The organism is Pseudarthrobacter sp. 1C304 (genome assembly GCF_052245515.1).
GTDB lineage: Bacteria > Actinomycetota > Actinomycetes > Actinomycetales > Micrococcaceae > Arthrobacter.
Window position 1 is genome coordinate 620,959 of record NZ_JBQQCH010000001.1, and the last position, 16,601, is coordinate 637,559.

Consider the following 16,601-nt stretch of genomic DNA (forward strand, 5'->3'; position numbering starts at 1 on the left):
CGGCAGCCCCGCTTACGGAATCAGGCCCATCCGGCGGGCCGCGGACACGGCCTCCAGCCGGTTGTGCGCGGACAGTTTGACCATCGCGTTCTGCAGGTAGCTCTTGACCGTCACCGCCTTCAGGCCAAGCCGCTCCGCGGTCTCCTGGTAGGAGCAGCCGAGCGCCACCTGCGCCAGCACATCGAGTTCACGCCGCGCCAGCCGAACGGCCGGAGGGGCGCCCTCGGGCGGCGATGGTGGTGCCAGGTAGCTGCCGATAATGTCCAGCTGCTGCGCCAGGTGCGGATCAGACACGGTGCCGGCCAGGGAACGCAGTTCGGCGTGGGCTTCCCGGACATGCTCCAGCCAGCTCCGGTCCAGCGCGAGGGCGGGCTCGGCCCGCGCAGTATCGATGATCGACACCCGGCGGTCCACCTCGTCCCGGACCCGCAGCTCGTGGGCTATTTCCGCGGCGGCCTCCACTGCCTCGCCCACAGCGGTTTCCCCCAGGGCGGTCCTGTCCCGGCTCGCGACATACAGCACCGCCCTCGACCGGCCTTTGACCACCACGGGGACGGCCGCCATCGAGGTCAGCCGCTCCCGCCGGACGGCCAGGTCGTATTCGTGGGTGATTCCCTCGGATTCGATGTAGTCCTCCACCAGGAACGGCCGGCGCTGCGTGAAGACCCGGCCGCCGAGGCCCGCGCCGGGGACCACCACCACGTGGTGCAGGCTGGACGTGGCGGTGCCCAGGAAATCCGTCAGCTGCAGCCGCTCGCCGCTGGCCAGCCCGGCGAAGAGCACGGCCGGCCGCAGCCTGCCCGACAGGTGGCGCAGGGAGGCCTGGAGCAGCCCCCGGTCGTCGGGGCGGGAATAGGCGTTCGGCTGCATGAGTCGTCTCCTGGTACCGCGGAACCCGCCGCCGCTGCGGGACGGGCCGTCAAATCGTCGTCGGCTGTTTTGCCGGATGGATTAATCGCTGAAGTCGCCGGCATTGCGGCGGAAGGTGCCCAGGATCCGGATCAGCTGGTCCACATCCTGGTCCCCGAAGCCGGACTGGGCGAACACCTCGGAGTTGAGCGCCGCCGTCGCGCGTTTGGCGAGCGTCCGGCCCTCGGGGGTGAGTTCGATCAGGGTGGTGCGGCCGTCCGTGGGGTGCGGCGAGCGGAGCACCAGCCCCGCCTGCTGCAGCCGGTCGACGGCGTTGGTCACCGAGGTGGGGTGGACCTGCAGCAGCGCACTGGCCTTGTTCATGGGCAGTGCGCCGCTGCGGGCGAAACTCAGCAGGGCGAGCAGTTCGTAACGGGCAAACGTCAGGCCGAAGGGCTTCAGGACCCCCTCAATCCGGGCCAGCAGGATCTGCTGGGTCCGCATGATGGCGGTGATCGCAGCCATCGGCGCGGCGACGTCGGACCACCCGTGCCGTTCCCAGTTCAGCCGTGCGTCGGCGATCGGATCACGCGGCAGCGGCGTCGCCACGGCACCTCCAGCTGCTCGTCCCGAATCCCATGGGGTTCAGCCTAGCTTTTCCGCCGGCATTTTCAGTCCCGGGAAATCGGCTTCGGAGTACTCCGTGCCGAGGCCGGCCGGGACCGCCCCGCCGCCGTGGCGGAGTTCCTCGCTGTGCCGCAGCTCCACGCGGCGGATCTTGCCCGAGATGGTTTTGGGCAGCTCGGCGAATTCCAGCCGGCGGATCCGCTTGAACGGTGCCAGGTGGTCGCGGCAGTACCGCAGGATGTCCTCGGCCAGTTCCGGGCCGGGCTGGTGCCCGGCGGCCAGGACCACAAACGCCTTCGGTACCGAGAGCTTGAGCGGGTCCGGGGACGGCACGACGGCGGCCTCGGCCACCGCCGGGTGCTCGATCAGCACACTCTCAAGCTCGAACGGGGACAACCGGTAGTCCGAGGACTTGAAGACGTCGTCGCCGCGGCCCACGTACGTGATGATGCCGCGTTCGTCCCGGCTGGCCATGTCGCCCGTGTGGTAGTAGCCGTCGCGGAAGGCCTCCGCCGTCTTCTCCGGGTCTCCGTAGTACGCCTTCATCAGGCCGGCGGGCCGGGGATCGAGGCGCAGGCACAGCTCGCCGTCGTCGCCTTCCGCGCCGGTGGCAGGATCGACCAGGACCACGTCGTAGCCGGGCAGGGGTTTGCCCATGGCACCGATCTTGATCGGCTGGCCGGGGGTGTTGGCGATCTGTACGGTGGATTCCGTCTGGCCGAACCCGTCGCGGATGGTCTGGCCCCAGGCGCGCTGGACCTGGTCGATCACCTCGGCGTTGAGCGGCTCCCCGGCGGACACCACCTTGGTGGGCGGGTTCTTGAGCAGGGTCAGGTCGGCCTGGATGAGCATGCGCCACACGGTGGGAGGGGCGCAGAAGCTGGTGACGGATTCGCGGTCCATCTGCTCCATGAGCGCCTTGGCATCAAAGCGCTCGTAGTTGTAGACAAAGACGCAGGCTTCCGCGATCCACGGCGTGAACACGTTGGACCACGCGTGCTTGGCCCAGCCGGGCGAGGCCACGTTCAAGTGCACGTCCCCGGGTTCCATCCCGATCCAGAACATGGTGGACAGGTGGCCCACCGGGTACGAGGTGTGCGTGTGCTCCACCAGCTTGGCCTTGGAAGTGGTGCCCGAGGTGAAGTACAGCAGCAGGGTCTCGTCGGCCAGGGTGGGCGCGTCCGGCGTGAAGTCCTCGCCGGAACCGGCGGAGTCTGCGTACTGCAGGGCCGTGGTGTCGGTGGCGGCGTCTCCGCTGCCGACTTCGATCAGAGTGTAGTTGCCGGGGACGTCGTCGAACTTGGCGATGTTGGCGCTCCCGACGGCGGCCCAGTTCGCGCCGCCGCGCTCCACCCGGTCCTTCAGGTCCGCCGGGCCCATGAGGGTGGTGGTGGGGATCATGACGATGCCCAGCTTGATCCCGGCGAGCATCAGTTCCCAGAGCTCCACCTGGTTGCCGAGCATGATGATCATCCGGTCGCCGCGCCGCATGCCCTGGCTGCGCAGCCAGTTGGCCACCTGGGCGGAGCGCCGGGAGAGGTCGGCGAAGCTGCGCCGCGTGGCGGAACCGTCCTGCTCGACAATGACGAGGGCCGGGTTGTCCGCCTTGGCCGGATCCGCCGCGATCGCATCAAACCAGTCGAGGGCGAAGTTGAAGTGCTCAAAGCGGGGCCACTGGAATTCGCTGCGCGCCGCGTCGTAGTCCCCGCGGAGTTCAAGCAGGCGGTCGCGTGCTGCGCGGAAGTCCTCAGTGACTGTCATGGTGCACCTTTCGAAAGTATGGTGGCGCGGCCGTTGCAGCCCGGCGCCGTTGCCCGGAGACCACCAGCTGCCTAGTGATCCTCATCACTGTGCAATATACTAGGACATCCAAGGGTTTGGAAGATCCGACTCGTTCGGAACCGGATCACTACGAAGGGACACATGCCCGTGCAGCCACAAGGACGTGCCAGCGGACAGGGACTCACCGAGGATGCAGCACCGCGTGAAGAGACGGCGCCGCCGCCGTTTCCGGACGCGGACATGATGCATATCGTCGATCTGCTGCCTCCGGCGGAACAGACCCGCTACCAGGAGATCCGCGAGTTCCTCCAGTCCCGGATCCGGGCGGCGTCGATCGACTACTGGAACCGAGAGGAGTTTCCGTTCGGGCTGCTCGCTGAACTCGGAAAGTACGGCCTGGGCGGTCTGCAGACCGACGGCACCTCCAAGCTGTTCAAGGGGCTGATGTACGTCGAGGTGGCACGCGCGGATGTGTCCCTCTCTGCCCTCGTGGGGATCCACAACGAACTGATCGTCGGCATGGTCGACCAGCTCGGCTCCGCAGAGCAGAAAGCGCGCTGGCTCCCGGGCCTGACCGCCTTCACCCAGATCGGAGCCTTTGCCCTGACCGAGCCGGACCACGGCTCGGACATCGCCGGAGGGCTCGCGACGACGGCGCGGCGCGAGGGCAGCGAGTGGGTCATCAGCGGCGCGAAGCGGTGGATCGGCGCCGGCACCATTGCCGACTTCGCCCTGGTGTGGGCGCGGGATGTCGCGGACCAGCAGATCAAAGGCTTCATCGTGGAGACGGACCGCCCCGGGTACACCGCCACCAAAATCGAGAACAAGATCGGGCTGCGGATCATGCAGAACGCGGATATTGTGCTCGACGACGTCCGCATCCCGGCGTCGAATCTCCTGCCCGGCGCCACGGACTTCTCCAAGGCCAACGAACTGCTGCGCGATTCACGCGCCTGGGTGGGCTGGCAGGCCGCCGGCATCCAGCTGGCGGCGTTCGACGTCGCGCGGTCCTATGCGCTGCAGCGCAAGCAGTTCGGCAAGGAACTGGCACGGTTCCAGCTGATCCAGCAGCAGCTCGCCGAAATCCTGGGCAACGCCTCCGCGTCCCTCGCGCTGATGGCGCAGCTGGCCCGGATCCAGGCCGACGGCAAGCTCGAGATGGCCCAGGCCGCGATGGCCAAGTCCACCACCACCCGGCTGGCGCGGGCGTCGGTGGCGATGGGCCGGTCGCTGATGGGCGGCAACGGCATCAGCAGCGACTACGAGATGGGCAAGCTTTTCGGCGACGCCGAAGTCCTGTACACCTACGAGGGCAGCTACGAGATCAACTCGATGATCGTGGCCCGCGCCGTCACCGGGAAATCCGCGTTCGTGTAGACGCCGCCAGTCCAGTCCCGCGCCGGCCGGCTGTAGCCCGCACCAACGACAAACGCCCCACCCGGGGAAATCCCGGGGGAGGCGTTTGTGGTGTTGGGGAAAGCATGGCGGCCGGCTGGCCGGTGCTGCTATCCGGAGTACTTAGAGCGGGCGGATGTTCTCAGCCTGCGGGCCCTTCGGGCCCTGGGTGACGTCGAACTCGACCTTCTGGTTCTCGTCCAGCGAGCGGTAGCCGCTGCTGGCGATTGCCGAGTAGTGGGCGAAAACGTCGGCTGACCCGTCATCCGGGGCAATGAAGCCAAAACCCTTTTCGGCGTTGAACCATTTAACTGTGCCTGTAGCCATGCCATATCCTTCTGAAATGCTGCTGATCTCCGGCGGCCCGGAGGCCAACGGCTGCGGAGACATTCGTCCGCTGTTGCCCAACCTACGGGTCGCGGGGCCTCGGTGCAAGAGGCCAGCGGGGGCATTTCGTCTAGTCCCGGGGCTATAGTCGGGGCACCATGACAACAATTTCGGTGGTGATCCCGACCAGGAACGACGCCGGTATGCTCGCCGTCTGCCTCGCCGCGCTCGCCGGCCAGACGCGCCCTGCGGACGAAATCGTTGTGGTGGACAACGCCAGCACGGACAACACCGCAGAGGTCTGCGCCGCCGCAGACGTCCGCCGGATCGCCGTCGACCTTCCGGGCATCGCCGCCTCGACGGCCCGCGGGTTCGACGAGGCCCGCTCCGAACTGATTGCCCGGCTGGACACCGACTCCGTGCCCCCGGCCGACTGGCTGGAACGGGTGGTGGCCATCCTCGAGGACGCGGGTCCGCTGTCCGCGGTGTCCGGCCCGGGTGACTTCTACGGCGAAAACCGGTTCGCCCGGTGGCTGGGCACAAAGGCGTACATTCCCGGGTATTTCTGGGCGGTGGGGTGGCTGCTGGGCCATCCGCCGCTTTTCGGCTCGAATTTCGCCCTGCGCGCCCGCGTCTGGGACCGGATCCGAGGCTCGGTCCACCGGGGCGTACCGCCCGTCCACGACGATCTGGACATCTCGTACCAGATCCCGCCCGAGGTGACCGTCGTCGCCGATCCCACGCTGCGCGTGCAGGTGTCCGCACGGCCGCTGGCGAGCTGGTCCGCCGTCGGGCGCCGCCTGTCGATGGCGTGGACGACGTTCCGGATCGAATTCCGTGAGGAGAACCCGTTCCGCCGGCGCCGGCGGCGGCGGCAGTGGGTCCGGGACCACGCCGGCTAAAGGGAGCCGTACAGCGCGATCAGGTCCCGGCTCATCTGGTGCGGCGAGGTTTCGCTGGGGCTGTGCCCGCCCCGGTACACCGCGATCCGGGCGCCGATGGCCTGGGCGAAGCGGCGGTGCAGGGCCAGCGGCCAGAGATCGTGCTCGCCGACGGCGACGAACTTGGGCAGCGCTGCCGCGGCCAGTTCGGCGCTCAGGTCCGGGACGTGCTGCATCAGGCCGAAGATGTCGCGCACCGAACTCCGGCGCGTGAACCGGAACCGGTATTTCACAAACCTGATCCGGCCGGGCTGGACGTGGACCACGTTGCTGCGGATGCCCCAGATCATCAGCGCGGCCCCGACCCGCGGGCTGGTCCAGCCGCTGAACCAGCCGACGCGCTGGACCCCGCGGAAGGCCTGGCCCGGCTCCGGCGGGCAGCTGAGCAGGGTGAGGCTGCGGAACTTCTCCGGACGGCGCACGAACGCGAGCTGGGCCAGAATCGCCGCGAACGAATACCCGACCACGTGCGCCGGCCCGTCCTGGGCGTCGAGCAGGGCGATGAGGTCGTTGGTGAACAAGTCATAGTCGTAGTGGGTGCGGGGCGGGACGAGGTTTTCGGGGCCCGCCGCGGCGGACTCGAACTGCCCGGCGATGTCGCAGCTCAGCACGAAGTACCCGGCGGCGGCGAGCTCGGGCAGCATCAGCACAAAGTCTTCCTTGGAACCGGTGGCCCCCGGTATCAGGAGGACCCGGGGGTTCCCCGGCGTGCCCATGGACAGCGTGGCGAGTGTTCCGCTGGGGGCCTCGAAGGTGCCCCGGACGGCGCCGACGGGCAGGGCGGCCCAGTCCACGTCGCCCAGGGCCGCGTCCCGCCGGGCGGCTTCATCGACCAGCGCGGATCCGAACCCAGCAGGGTCCGGGATATCGTGTGCGTTGCTGTCGGCAAACACCATGGACTAAACATAGCCCGGCATCGGCGGGGCCGGGCCTGGCCGGGCGGCCTCAGGCCACTTTGCGCACGAAGGCGTGCAGCCGCCGGTACACTTCCTGCGATTCCGGGTAGCGGAAGTTCTGCTGCCACGTGTGTTCGGTGTTCGGGCTGTCCCAGTCGTAAATCAGGCTGTCCACGTGGACGGAATGTGCGCGCAGCCGGGCGATGAAGTTCAGGTTGGCGGCGTAGAAGAAGTCCCGCTCCGAGGTGGTGACGAAGACGGGCGGGAACCGGGAATCCAGCCATTCGATCGGGGAGAGGAAGGCCGCCCCGGTGCGGAGGTCGTCCAGGGGGTCCGTGCCGCCGGTCCCGCCACCCCGGCTGCGCCGGCCGTACCCGAGTCCCGGGAGCAGCATGCGGATGAAGTTCAGGCTCATTACGAACCCTTTTTCGAAGAAGACGGAAAAGTCCACCACGCTGCAATGCTGGACCAGGCCCTTGACATCGGATGCCGGCATGGCCGGGGTGAGCCCGTGGTGCCGCGCCAGGTCCGGCTGGAAACTGGCTGCGGTGATCAGGGCGGCGATCTGGCCGCCGGCGGAATCCCCGCCGAGCACCAGCCGGGTGGGGTCGCCGCCGTAGCCGGCAATGTTGTGCCGGACCCAGGCCAGTGCGGCGTTGGCGTCCGCCAGGACATGGGCCATCTGGAAGCGGGGCGCCTTCCGGTAGTTCACATTCACCACCACCATGCCGCCCTCCGCCTGGCTGGCGCAGTATTTGGTCAGCGAGGACTTGTCCCCGGACGTCCAGCCGCCGCCGTGGAAGTACACGTAGACCGGCAGCGCCCCGCCCGGAACGGCGGTCCCGCACTGTGGATTCTCCTCAGGGCGGTGCGGGGTAATGACATCGAGGCGGTGCGCCCGGATGCCGTCACCGACGAAGTCGATGTCGTGGATGTAGTCGACGCCGGTAATCGGGTCGACGTTGAAACGGGAGTTCTCACTGGCCTTCACCGAGTGCATCAGCACCCGCCATGTCCACACGGGAACGCGCTGCAGAAGGCTCCGGGCCCGGCGGGACAGCGCGCCGGTGCCGGCGGGCGGTGGCGTCCGGCGCTGGAAGAGCGGCACATGATGCGCTGGCCGGCGGGCCGGAATGGTCATGGGTCCAGTCTATCTGGCACACCTGTGCTAAAGCTGTGCGGTGATGGTGCCCGCGGACCCGTCCACGGTGATCATCTGGCCGGTGCGCAGCCGCGTGGTGGCGTCAGGGACGCCCACGACGGCGGGGATGCCGAACTCGCGCGCCACCACGGCCCCGTGGGAAATGACGCCGCCCATTTCCATCACGAGGGCCCCGGCCGTCATGAACAGCGGCGTCCAGCCGGGGTCCGTCGAGGGGGCCACCAGAATGTCCCCGGGCTCCAGGTGGGCGCCCACCGGATCGAGGATCACCCGCACCCTCCCTGTGGCGGTGCCGGCCGAGGCCGGGGTCCCGGCCAGGGCGCCGGCCGCGGGGGACTTCGCCATCAAGGCGGCTTCGACGTCGGTGCCGTCGGACAGCAGCAGCCGGGGGATGCGCCGCCGTCGCAGTTCATTGGCATACAGCCGGCGGCGGTCGGCGATGATGTTGTGCAGGTCCGCGCCGCGCAGGCCGACGCGGATCTCGTCAAAGTCAAGGAAGAACACGTCGTCAGCGGCCGCCATGACGCCGGCCGCGGCCATGTCCGCGCCGACCCGCAGCAGCTGGCGGTGCATCTCGCCGAGCACCAGCACGATGTAGAACTTGGGCAGTTCGCGCAGTCCCGCCAGCTGCCGCACCCGGCGCAGGCTCAGCGCCAGGGCCCGGGCGCGCCACGGGCTCCGGGCCCGCGCCCGCTCCACGAGGCTGCGGATCCGGTCCTCCGCATGTTCGGCGGCCCGGGCGAACTGCCGGTCGGGTGCCTGCTCCGGATCCTCGACGCGGAGGTAGTTGGAGATCATGCCGAGAATATGGTCGGGTTCCTCGGACCAGCGGGGCATGCCAAGGTCGATTTCCGCCACGGCGCGGTGGCCGTAGCGGGCCAGGAAGCCGCGTACACCGGACTGGGCCTGGGGCGGCAATTTGCCGGCGAGGTAGGCTGCGGCCAACTCCTCGGGCGGCTTCGTCAGGAACTCCCCGCGCGAGACCGGGTCGTCGCCGATCGAGACGGACAGCTGCCAGAGTTCGAGGTCCATGTCGGTGGTGACGTTGTGGGGGAGCCCGCGCAGCACGGCTTCCAGTTCGCGGGGCGGCACAATCCCGCGCAGCAGCCGCCGGGCCACGGCCAGCATGATGTAGCCGGCGGACGGCCCCGGCAGGGTGGCCTGGATCAGCCCGTTGATGGTCCGGGCCAGGATCTGCTCGGTGTGGTCGAGCCGCCGGGCGGCGCTGGCCGGTTCGGCCAGGACCAGGCTGGCCTCGAGCTGGGTCCCGTAGTTCATGGCCCGGCGCAGCTCAGCGGCGGGCCGGAACACGGGACGGATGAGCGCCGGGAGGAGGCCCACCAGGAGGCCCAAGCTGGCGGTCTGTTCGTTGCTGCCCTTGCGGCCCGGCGGCGTGGTGCCGCTGCCTTTCCGGAGGGCATTGCGGATCGATGCCCGGAGGGGGCGCTCGATCACGCTGAACCGTGGGTCCGCCAGGAGGGCCGGCAGCACGGCCCCGGACCTGCCGTCAGCCAGGGGAAGGACCCGCAGCAGGTACGCGCGGCCGGACTTGCTGCGGGCCACGGCGGTCAGGTCCACGTACATCCGCAGGCCGGGGTTGACGTATTTCCAGGGTCCCTTGCTGTTGCGCATCATCTCGAGGACGGTCAGCCCCAGCGGTGTGATCGGCCGGGTGAGGCCCTGGAACAGGGTGCCGCAAATGTACACCCGGACGGGCGCCGCGGCCCCGGCCGCCGCGTCCCCGGGCTCGGGCAGCGGATACAGCGTGGTGATGGGACGTGACTGGGTGAGCCAGATCTTTCCGCCGGCGTCGATGGCCCATTCGATGTCCTGCGGTGCCCCGAAGAGGTGCTGGACGCCGTCCCCCAGTGCTGTGAGCTCCCGGAGCTGGGGGTCGTCCAGGCTGGGGCTCCGTCCGGCGTCCGTCCCGCCGGGGGTCCGCTGGATGAGCCCGGTGGTGGCGGTGTCCAGCACGAACTGGTCCGGGTTGACGGCGCCGGAGACCACGGCCTGGCCGGTGCCCTGGCTCGCGTTGATCACAGTCTCCGTCCGGGTGCCGGTGACGGGATTCGCGGTGAACAGGACCCCGGCCGTGGCGGCGTCGACCATGGCCTGGACGACGACGGCGAGGCCGACGTCGCGGTTGCTGATGCCGTTGCCGGACCGGTACGCCACGGCCCGCTCGCTCCACAGCGAGGCCCAGCAGCGCCGGACTGCCTCGACCACGGCGGCGGCGCCGACGACGTCCAGGTAGGAGTCCTGCTGGCCCGCGAAGCTGGCGAACGGCAGGTCCTCTGCCGTGGCCGAGGACCGGACCGCCACAGGGACGTTGGCGCCCATGGCCTGGTAGGTTTTCCGGACCGCGGCGTCCACGCCGGGCGGGATCGGCGCCTCCTGGATCAGGGTCCGGGCCCGCCGGGCGATCGGTCCCAGCGCCGCCGCGTCCGCCGCCGCGCGGGAACCCAGCGCATCGAGCTCGGCCGCGAGGGCAGCCAGGCCCGGCGGTGCCGCCAGTTCGTAGGCGACGGTTGTCAGGCAGAACCCGCGCGGCACCGGCAACCCGGCCGCCACGAGCTTGCCCAGGTTCAGGGCTTTGCCGCCCACCAGCCGCAGGGGTGCGGCGCCGGTCCCGCGGAGGTCCAGCACCAATGGGTCTGCGGCACTGTCTGCAGAGTCCATGGCCCGGTCCTACGGGGTGTCCGCAGAAGCGCCGTCGTCCTCCCACATCACGTCCAGGTTCCGGAACACCGGCGGCCCGTCGCAGAGCGCGGCCATCCTGGCCGCGAACTCCGAGGTCTCCGGCCGGGCGGAATTCTCCATGGCCGAGTCGAAGGAATCGAATTCGACGATGGTCAGATACGTTCCGGGCCGGTCGCGGTCCGCGGTGGCAAGGATCCGGCGGAACGTGGGAGCGGTGCTTCCTTCGGTCCTGGACGGCCGGCCCAGCGCTTCGATGTCCTCTATGCGGCTGGACTGGAATTCGATGATCTGCACGAACCTGGCCATGACGGCTCCTCGACGGCGGCGGATGCTGATGGGCTTCACGCTAGACCTGGTGCGGTGGCAGTACAAGAGGCTTGCCGCCTTACCTGCCCCGCCGCCGTCGCGCCTGCCCTCAGGGGGTCAGCAGGACCTTGATGGCGCGGCGTTCGTCCATGGCGCGGTAGGCCTCGGCGGCGTCCTCGAGCGGCATCACGACGTCGAAAACCCGGCCCGGATTGATGGTGCCGGCGAGGACGTCGGCGAGCAGTTCCGGGATGTAGGTCCGCGCCGGAGCCATGCCGCCGCCGATGGAGATGTTCGTGTCGAAAAGGTGGCGCAGCGGTACCTCACCGCCGCCGGTGGGGACGCCGACAAAGCCCAGGGCGCCGCCCGGGCGGGTGCTGTGCAGCGCCTGCTCCATGGATTCCTTGGTCCCCACGCACTCGAGGACGGAATCGGCCAGGACCCCGCCGAGCAGCTCGCGGACCTTTTCGACGCCCTCGTTCCCGCGTTCTTCGACAATGTCGGTGGCCCCGAATTCGCGGGCGATCGCCTGCCGGTCCGCGTGGCGGGACATCGCGATGATCCGCTCCGCCCCGAGACGCTTGGCGGCCAGTACCCCACAGAGACCGACGGCGCCGTCGCCCACCACCACGACGGTCCGTCCCGGGCCGGCCTTCGCGGCGAGGGCGGCGTGGTGGCCGGTGGCCATCACGTCCGAGAGGGTGAGCAGGCTCTTCCGGAGGGCCTCGTCCGGTTCCGTGACGCCGGGAACTTTCACCAGGGTGGAGCCGGCCAGCGGGACGCGGACCGCCTGGCCCTGGCCGCCGTCGATCGCGTGCCCGGTGTCGTCCTTGCCGCCCCAGCCGGCCAAGTGGTCGCAGGCCACGGTGACGCCGTTGCGGCACTGCGGGCAGTCCCCGCAGCTGACCACGAACGGGGCGATCACCAGATCGCCCACGGCCAGTTCCGTCACCGCGTCGCCGATGCTCTCCACGGTGCCGATGAATTCGTGGCCAATTGCGCGCGGTTCGTGGGTGGGCCGGACGCCGCGGTAGGGCCACAGGTCGGAGCCGCAGACGCAGGACGCGGTGACCTTAACGACCGCGTCGGTGGGCAGTTGCACGGCGGGGTAGCCGCGGTCTTCGACCCGGATATCGCCGGGGCCGTGAATGATGGTGGCGCGCATGGAGGCTCCTCAGGTTGCGGGCAGGCTTGGACCGAGTTTAGTCCTCCCTGCCGGCCGGCCCTTGTGCCGGCCGCCGTCCCTGCCTTTGTATTGATCGCCAAGGGCACAAGAACCTGCCGCCGCCCGCCGCCGCAGGGTTGGCAGCCTCCTGAAAGGACCCGACATGACCTACGCGCTCCCCGTTGACATCGCGGACCGGCCCATAACAGTCGTCGGCGGTGGAACCATGGGCCGCCGCATCGCCCTGATGCTCTCGCTTCAGGGCGCCGAAGTGCGCGTCTACGACACCAGCATCACCGTGGCCAGAGCCGCGCTGGAGTACGTCGCCACCCAGCGCCACCGCGCCGTGGAGGAGCTCGGGGGCACACCGGCGGTACGGCTCGCGGCGAAGGACAATCTCGTGGACGCCCTGCGGGATTCGTGGCTGGTGGTCGAGTCCGTTCCGGACAAGCTTGGCCTCAAACAGGCCATCTTTGCCGACCTGGACCAGCTGGCGGATCCGGATGCCGTGCTGGCCAGCAACTCCTCCGCGTTCGCTTCCTCGGAATTCATCGGGGGAGTGGAGCACCCGGAACGGGTCCTGAACATGCACTTCTACATGCCGCCGGACATGCGGTCGGTGGAACTGATGTCCAGCGGCCACACCGACCCGCGGATCATGGAGCTGCTCATGGCCGAGCTGCCCAAATATGCGCTGAAGCCGCATCTGGTGCGCCAGCAGAGTGCCGGTTTCATCTTCAACCGGATCTGGGCGGCCATTAAGCGCGAATCACTCCTGGTGGTGGCCGAGGGCGTGGCCGAGCCGCGGGACGTGGACGCCCTGTTCGCAGACCTCTTCAGGTCCGAGGTCACCCCTTTCCGCTTTATGGACGAGGTGGGCCTGGACGTGGTCCTCGAGATTGAGAACCACTACTGCGAGCTGGCCGGGGTTGAGAATAAATCGGCCCCCATGCTGGAGGACTACATCTCGAGAGGCTGGCTGGGGGTCAAGAGCGGCCGCGGTTTCTACAACGACTACGCCTGATCCCGCGGTGCTTTGGGTGCGACGCCGGGAGGGCAGATGCTACCGCATGCCCTCCCGGCGGATCGCGGTGGCGATCGCGGCAGCCCGGGTTTCCACTCCGAGCTTCGCGTAGATGTGCGCCAGGTGCGTCTTCACCGTGGCCTCGGAGATGAACAGCCGCTGGCCAAGCTCGCGGTTGCTGAGGCCCTCGATCAGCAGGCTCAGCAACTCCGCTTCGCGCGGCGTCAGGATCTCCTCAGGGTTCCGCAGCTGCTGGAAGAGCCGCGACGCCACCGGAGCGCTCATCACGCTCTTGCCTTGGACCGCCCCCCGGATCGCGGAAAAGATCTCCTCCGGAGCGGCATCCTTGAGCAGGTAGCCCATGGCGCCGGCGTCAACGGCGCGGACGATGTCAGCGTCCGAATCGTAGGTGGTGAACACCAGCACAGCCTGCCCGCTGTTGCGGCGGCGCAGCTGTTTGATGGCCTCGATGCCGTCCATCCCCGAGCCCATGGCGAGGTCCATCACCACCACGGCCGGCCCGAGCTGTTCCGCCTGGGCCAGCGCCTCCTCGCCGGAGGCCGCCTCGGCTACGACCTGGATGTCGGGCTGCGTTCCCAGCAGCGCCCTGAGCCCGCTGCGGACCACCAGGTGATCGTCCACCAGCAGCACGGTAATCGGATTCCCTGTTCCTCCGCGGTGGGCACTTGCGCGGCCACGATCGTTCCTTCGCCAGGAGCGCTTTCCACCGAGAATACGCCGCCCAGCCGCTCCACCCGCTGCCGCATGGCCCGGAGCCCGTAACCTCCGGCGTCCGACGGCGGTGCCAGCGACTGCGGGTCGAAGCCGGCGCCGTCGTCGTAAATGTCCAGGGTGACGGCGCCGGGCAGGAAGCCCAGGGTCACCGTGGCGCTGGACGCCGCCGCGTGGAGCTTGATGTTGGCGGCGGCGCTCTGGACCACGCGGAGCAGGGCATGCCGGACATCCGCGGGCACACGGCGCGGCTCGCCCGTGACCAGGAGGCGCACGCCCGGAACGTACGGGGACGCGGCCTGAAGCAGGGCATCCGGCAGCGGTGCCGAGTCCAGCCCGGGGGAGGCGAGTTCGTGGACCAGGCTGCGGGTGTCCGCCAGGTTCCGGCGCAGCATTCCGCTGGCGTCGAGAACGTCCTCCCGCGCCGCCGGGCTGGGCCAGGACCTGTTCGCGGCCTCCAACAGGAGGAGGCTGCTGGCCAGGCCCTGTGTCACGGTGTCGTGGATTTCCCGGGAAACCCGTTCGCGCTCCTCGATGGTGCCGGCCCTACGCTCGGATGCCGCCTGCCGGCCCTGGGCCAGCGACACTTCGGTGTGCAGGCGGTGCTGCTCGGCCGCGTCCTGCTCGATGCGGTCGTAGATCAGCGTCAGCATGACCCCAACCGCCAGCGGACCCAGAAGCATGGCAATGTCGCTGCCGTCGCTGAGCCGGAACAGTCCCGCGGCGGTTGCAGCCGCCGTCGCGCCTGCCGCCAGGTATGCCGCCCTGCCGCGGAAGGCGGTCCGGCACAGGAAAAACAGCGCGAACGAACACCAAGCGAAACTGGGCGCCGCGATCACCAGGACTGCCCAGAGGGCCACCAGGACGAACATCCACACCGCCCACGGCCGGCGCCGCTGCGAGAGCACGGCGATCACGGCGTACAGCGCACACACCGCCGCGGCGAGGGCAAGCACCCACACGTTGTCTGCGGGGCTGTGACGCATGACGTAGCGGACGGCCGACGCCACCAGCAGGACGGCAAAACCGAGATGGACGACGGCGTCAATCCGGCCCAGCCGGCCGTTGCCGGCAGCCGCGCTGTCCGGGACGGGGAGGGGGCCGGGTCCAGGGGCTGCCGGTGCGGGGAGGGCTGGTGCGGGGGAGGGCATGGGGGTCCGGTTCAGGTGGAGGGGTGCTACCCACCATGCTATGACCCGCGCCGTCGCGGCTCCCTCAGCCTTTTGGCTGATACGCCCAGCCCGATGGGGGAGGCTGCGGCAGACGAACGCCCGATGCCCTGCCAGGTCCCGTGCCGAAAGGATGGGGTCAAGGCCCCGAGGCACAACTCCGGGCAGTTCCCAGCACCTGACTTCCAAGGAGTACCCCGTGACGATGTCCAAGAAAATCGCTGCTTCCGCTGCCGCCGGTGCACTGCTCCTGGCTGGCGGGGTGACAGCCGCGGCCAACGCCGGCACGCCGGCCGCTGCTCCTGCGGCGCCGGCTCCGGCTGCTGTTCCCGCCGTCGATATCCAGCCGGTGCCCGAAGCCGTGGTGGCCCAAAACCGGATCAGCGTCGGCGCCTCGGCGGACGCGGTGAAGGCCGCCCTCGCCAGGTGCCAGTCGGACAAGCTCCCGTTCGTCACGGTGGCCCTGGTGGACAGGTTCGGAACCGTGCAGGCCCTGCTCCGCGGCGACAACGCCGCCGAGCACACCATTGAAGCCGCGCGGCAGAAGGCCTACACGGCTGCCGCCTTCGGCACGCCCACCAGCGAACTCGCCAAGCGCATCAACGGCAACGGACCCAGCATCGCGGACCTCCCCGGCGCCCTGTTCCTGGACGGCGGAGTTCCGCTCAAGGTCAACGGAGTCTCCGTGGCCGGAATCGGTGTGGGCGGCGCCCCGGACGGCATGCTGGACGAAGCGTGTGCAACCGCCGGCGCCGAGGCCATCGCGGCCGGGATCCCGAAGTAGGATCTGGGTTTATGACGCGGTTCAGGACGTGGTTCAGGGGGCGGCAGGGAGCCGGGGGACTCCTCGCCGCGGCCTGCGCGGCTGCCTGCGTGGTTGCCTGCCTGACCTCCTGCCAGCCAGCCGGGGATCCCGGCGCGCCGGAGACGCCGCCGTCGTCAAGTCCTCCACCAGTGGCTGCGCCGGCCGCCAGTACCAGTCCGGCGTTGTCCCCCGAGGCACAGGGCGACCTCGACCAGAGACTGGTCCGGGCCGCGAAGGCCAATGACGTGGCCTTGGCCGCGGAGCTCATCCGGGCCGGGGGCAACGTCAACGCCAAGGACGGCATCCAGGACTCGGCGTTCCTTTACGCCGGTGCAGAGGGGTTCAACGAGCTGCTGCAGCTGACCTTGGCCGCCGGTGCGGACGTGCGCAGCACCAACCGGTTCGGCGGCACTGCCCTCATCCCGGCGAGTGAGCACGGCCATGTGGAAACGGTCCGGATCCTGATCGCGGCCGGAGTCCCCGTCAACCACGTCAACAACCTGGGATGGACAGCGATGCAGGAAGCCATCCTGCTGAACAACGGCGGTCCCAGGCAGCAGGAAGTGGTCCGGATGCTTCTCGCCGCCGGCGCCGACCCCGGCATCAGGGACCCCCAGGGCCGGACGGCGCTGGAGAACGCTGAACGCCTGGGCTTCCGCGCCATCGCGGAACTGATCCGCGGACGCTAGTACCGCCGTCGAACCATTCAACGCGGGGTCAG

The 16,601-nt window shown here is 69.4% G+C and carries 16 protein-coding genes; 5 read left to right on the forward strand and 11 right to left on the reverse strand.

The annotated features are described in order from the left end of the window. Nucleotides 1-12: 12 nt before the first annotated feature. From ACTWQD_RS02970 to ACTWQD_RS02980, 3 genes are all read right to left on the reverse strand, one after another. Nucleotides 13-870 (reverse strand): LuxR C-terminal-related transcriptional regulator, encoded by an 858-nt coding sequence (locus ACTWQD_RS02970; RefSeq protein ID WP_443194698.1) that lies wholly within the window; start codon nucleotides 868-870, stop codon nucleotides 13-15. An 81-nt stretch (nucleotides 871-951) separates the two neighbouring features. Next, nucleotides 952-1,458, reverse strand: coding sequence for a MarR family winged helix-turn-helix transcriptional regulator (locus tag ACTWQD_RS02975; RefSeq protein WP_066439824.1), 507 nt, complete (start codon nucleotides 1,456-1,458; stop codon nucleotides 952-954). A 36-nt stretch (nucleotides 1,459-1,494) separates the two neighbouring features. Next, complete coding sequence (locus ACTWQD_RS02980) at nucleotides 1,495-3,237, reverse strand: AMP-binding protein (protein WP_443194699.1); 1,743 nt, start codon at nucleotides 3,235-3,237, stop codon at nucleotides 1,495-1,497. A 261-nt stretch (nucleotides 3,238-3,498) separates the two neighbouring features. On the opposite strand from ACTWQD_RS02980, the gene ACTWQD_RS02985 reads away from it, so the two are divergent. Further along, nucleotides 3,499-4,635, forward strand: coding sequence for an acyl-CoA dehydrogenase family protein (locus ACTWQD_RS02985; protein ID WP_443194912.1), 1,137 nt, complete (start codon nucleotides 3,499-3,501; stop codon nucleotides 4,633-4,635). Nucleotides 4,636-4,776: 141 nt separating this feature from the next. On the opposite strand, the gene ACTWQD_RS02990 is transcribed toward ACTWQD_RS02985, so the two are convergent. Beyond that, nucleotides 4,777-4,980 (reverse strand): cold-shock protein, encoded by a 204-nt coding sequence (locus ACTWQD_RS02990; protein WP_013599688.1) that lies wholly within the window; start codon nucleotides 4,978-4,980, stop codon nucleotides 4,777-4,779. A 158-nt stretch (nucleotides 4,981-5,138) separates the two neighbouring features. Here ACTWQD_RS02990 and ACTWQD_RS02995 point away from each other — a divergent pair, with 158 nt between their 5' ends. After that, complete coding sequence (locus ACTWQD_RS02995) at nucleotides 5,139-5,882, forward strand: glycosyltransferase family 2 protein (RefSeq protein WP_443194700.1); 744 nt, start codon at nucleotides 5,139-5,141, stop codon at nucleotides 5,880-5,882. Here ACTWQD_RS02995 and ACTWQD_RS03000 read toward each other — a convergent pair. From ACTWQD_RS03000 to ACTWQD_RS03020, 5 genes are all read right to left on the reverse strand, one after another. Next, a complete protein-coding gene (locus ACTWQD_RS03000; RefSeq protein ID WP_443194701.1) occupies nucleotides 5,879-6,817 on the reverse strand; it encodes an alpha/beta fold hydrolase in 939 nt (312 codons plus the stop codon). The two genes, ACTWQD_RS02995 and ACTWQD_RS03000, sit on opposite strands and share 4 nt — an antisense overlap. A gap of 49 nt (nucleotides 6,818-6,866) precedes the next feature. Further along, entirely contained in the window at nucleotides 6,867-7,958 is a 1,092-nt protein-coding gene (locus ACTWQD_RS03005) for an alpha/beta hydrolase (protein ID WP_443194702.1), read from the reverse strand. Nucleotides 7,959-7,985: 27 nt separating this feature from the next. Beyond that, nucleotides 7,986-10,658, reverse strand: a complete 2,673-nt coding sequence (locus tag ACTWQD_RS03010; RefSeq protein WP_443194703.1) for a PEP/pyruvate-binding domain-containing protein — start codon at nucleotides 10,656-10,658, stop codon at nucleotides 7,986-7,988. Nucleotides 10,659-10,667: 9 nt separating this feature from the next. Then, nucleotides 10,668-10,985, reverse strand: a complete 318-nt coding sequence (locus tag ACTWQD_RS03015) for a hypothetical protein (RefSeq protein WP_443194704.1) — start codon at nucleotides 10,983-10,985, stop codon at nucleotides 10,668-10,670. Between the two features lie 109 nt (nucleotides 10,986-11,094). Next, nucleotides 11,095-12,150, reverse strand: a complete 1,056-nt coding sequence (locus ACTWQD_RS03020; RefSeq protein ID WP_443194705.1) for a zinc-dependent alcohol dehydrogenase family protein — start codon at nucleotides 12,148-12,150, stop codon at nucleotides 11,095-11,097. Nucleotides 12,151-12,313: 163 nt separating this feature from the next. Between ACTWQD_RS03020 and ACTWQD_RS03025 the strand changes: the two genes are divergently transcribed. Next, nucleotides 12,314-13,174 carry a 3-hydroxyacyl-CoA dehydrogenase family protein gene (locus tag ACTWQD_RS03025; protein ID WP_443194706.1) on the forward strand — a complete coding sequence of 287 codons (861 nt, stop codon included), beginning with the start codon at nucleotides 12,314-12,316 and terminating at the stop codon, nucleotides 13,172-13,174. Between the two features lie 39 nt (nucleotides 13,175-13,213). Here ACTWQD_RS03025 and ACTWQD_RS03030 read toward each other — a convergent pair whose 3' ends face one another. Continuing rightward, complete coding sequence (locus tag ACTWQD_RS03030) at nucleotides 13,214-13,816, reverse strand: response regulator (RefSeq protein WP_443194707.1); 603 nt, start codon at nucleotides 13,814-13,816, stop codon at nucleotides 13,214-13,216. After that, the gene (locus tag ACTWQD_RS03035; RefSeq protein WP_443194708.1) at nucleotides 13,744-15,057 is read right to left on the reverse strand and encodes a sensor histidine kinase; all 1,314 of its coding nucleotides are present in this window, start codon (nucleotides 15,055-15,057) and stop codon (nucleotides 13,744-13,746) included. The genes ACTWQD_RS03030 and ACTWQD_RS03035 overlap by 73 nt, the downstream gene beginning before the upstream one ends. Before the next feature lie 223 nt (nucleotides 15,058-15,280). Here ACTWQD_RS03035 and ACTWQD_RS03040 point away from each other — a divergent pair, with 223 nt between their 5' ends. Together ACTWQD_RS03040 and ACTWQD_RS03045 are read left to right on the forward strand one after the other, a co-directional pair. Further along, nucleotides 15,281-15,859, forward strand: coding sequence for a GlcG/HbpS family heme-binding protein (locus ACTWQD_RS03040; RefSeq protein ID WP_443194913.1), 579 nt, complete (start codon nucleotides 15,281-15,283; stop codon nucleotides 15,857-15,859). Nucleotides 15,860-15,870: 11 nt separating this feature from the next. Then, nucleotides 15,871-16,569 carry an ankyrin repeat domain-containing protein gene (locus ACTWQD_RS03045; RefSeq protein WP_443194709.1) on the forward strand — a complete coding sequence of 233 codons (699 nt, stop codon included), beginning with the start codon at nucleotides 15,871-15,873 and terminating at the stop codon, nucleotides 16,567-16,569. The last annotated feature ends 32 nt before the right edge of the window (nucleotides 16,570-16,601 follow it).

What these genes read in the sequence shown, in the direction of transcription:
- ACTWQD_RS02970 (WP_443194698.1), bottom strand. Translation starts at nt 870, where the DNA reads ATGCAGCCGAACGCCTATTCCCGCCCCGACGACCGGGGGCTGCTCCAG.
- ACTWQD_RS02980 (WP_443194699.1), bottom strand. Translation starts at nt 3,237, where the DNA reads ATGACAGTCACTGAGGACTTCCGCGCAGCACGCGACCGCCTGCTTGAA.
- ACTWQD_RS02985 (WP_443194912.1), top strand. Translation starts at nt 3,499, where the DNA reads ATGATGCATATCGTCGATCTGCTGCCTCCGGCGGAACAGACCCGCTAC.
- ACTWQD_RS02990 (WP_013599688.1), bottom strand. Translation starts at nt 4,980, where the DNA reads ATGGCTACAGGCACAGTTAAATGGTTCAACGCCGAAAAGGGTTTTGGC.
- ACTWQD_RS02995 (WP_443194700.1), top strand. Translation starts at nt 5,139, where the DNA reads ATGACAACAATTTCGGTGGTGATCCCGACCAGGAACGACGCCGGTATG.
- ACTWQD_RS03000 (WP_443194701.1), bottom strand. Translation starts at nt 6,817, where the DNA reads ATGGTGTTTGCCGACAGCAACGCACACGATATCCCGGACCCTGCTGGG.
- ACTWQD_RS03005 (WP_443194702.1), bottom strand. Translation starts at nt 7,958, where the DNA reads ATGACCATTCCGGCCCGCCGGCCAGCGCATCATGTGCCGCTCTTCCAG.
- ACTWQD_RS03010 (WP_443194703.1), bottom strand. Translation starts at nt 10,658, where the DNA reads ATGGACTCTGCAGACAGTGCCGCAGACCCATTGGTGCTGGACCTCCGC.
- ACTWQD_RS03015 (WP_443194704.1), bottom strand. Translation starts at nt 10,985, where the DNA reads ATGGCCAGGTTCGTGCAGATCATCGAATTCCAGTCCAGCCGCATAGAG.
- ACTWQD_RS03020 (WP_443194705.1), bottom strand. Translation starts at nt 12,150, where the DNA reads ATGCGCGCCACCATCATTCACGGCCCCGGCGATATCCGGGTCGAAGAC.
- ACTWQD_RS03025 (WP_443194706.1), top strand. Translation starts at nt 12,314, where the DNA reads ATGACCTACGCGCTCCCCGTTGACATCGCGGACCGGCCCATAACAGTC.
- ACTWQD_RS03035 (WP_443194708.1), bottom strand. Translation starts at nt 15,057, where the DNA reads ATGCCCTCCCCCGCACCAGCCCTCCCCGCACCGGCAGCCCCTGGACCC.
- ACTWQD_RS03040 (WP_443194913.1), top strand. Translation starts at nt 15,281, where the DNA reads ATGTCCAAGAAAATCGCTGCTTCCGCTGCCGCCGGTGCACTGCTCCTG.
- ACTWQD_RS03045 (WP_443194709.1), top strand. Translation starts at nt 15,871, where the DNA reads ATGACGCGGTTCAGGACGTGGTTCAGGGGGCGGCAGGGAGCCGGGGGA.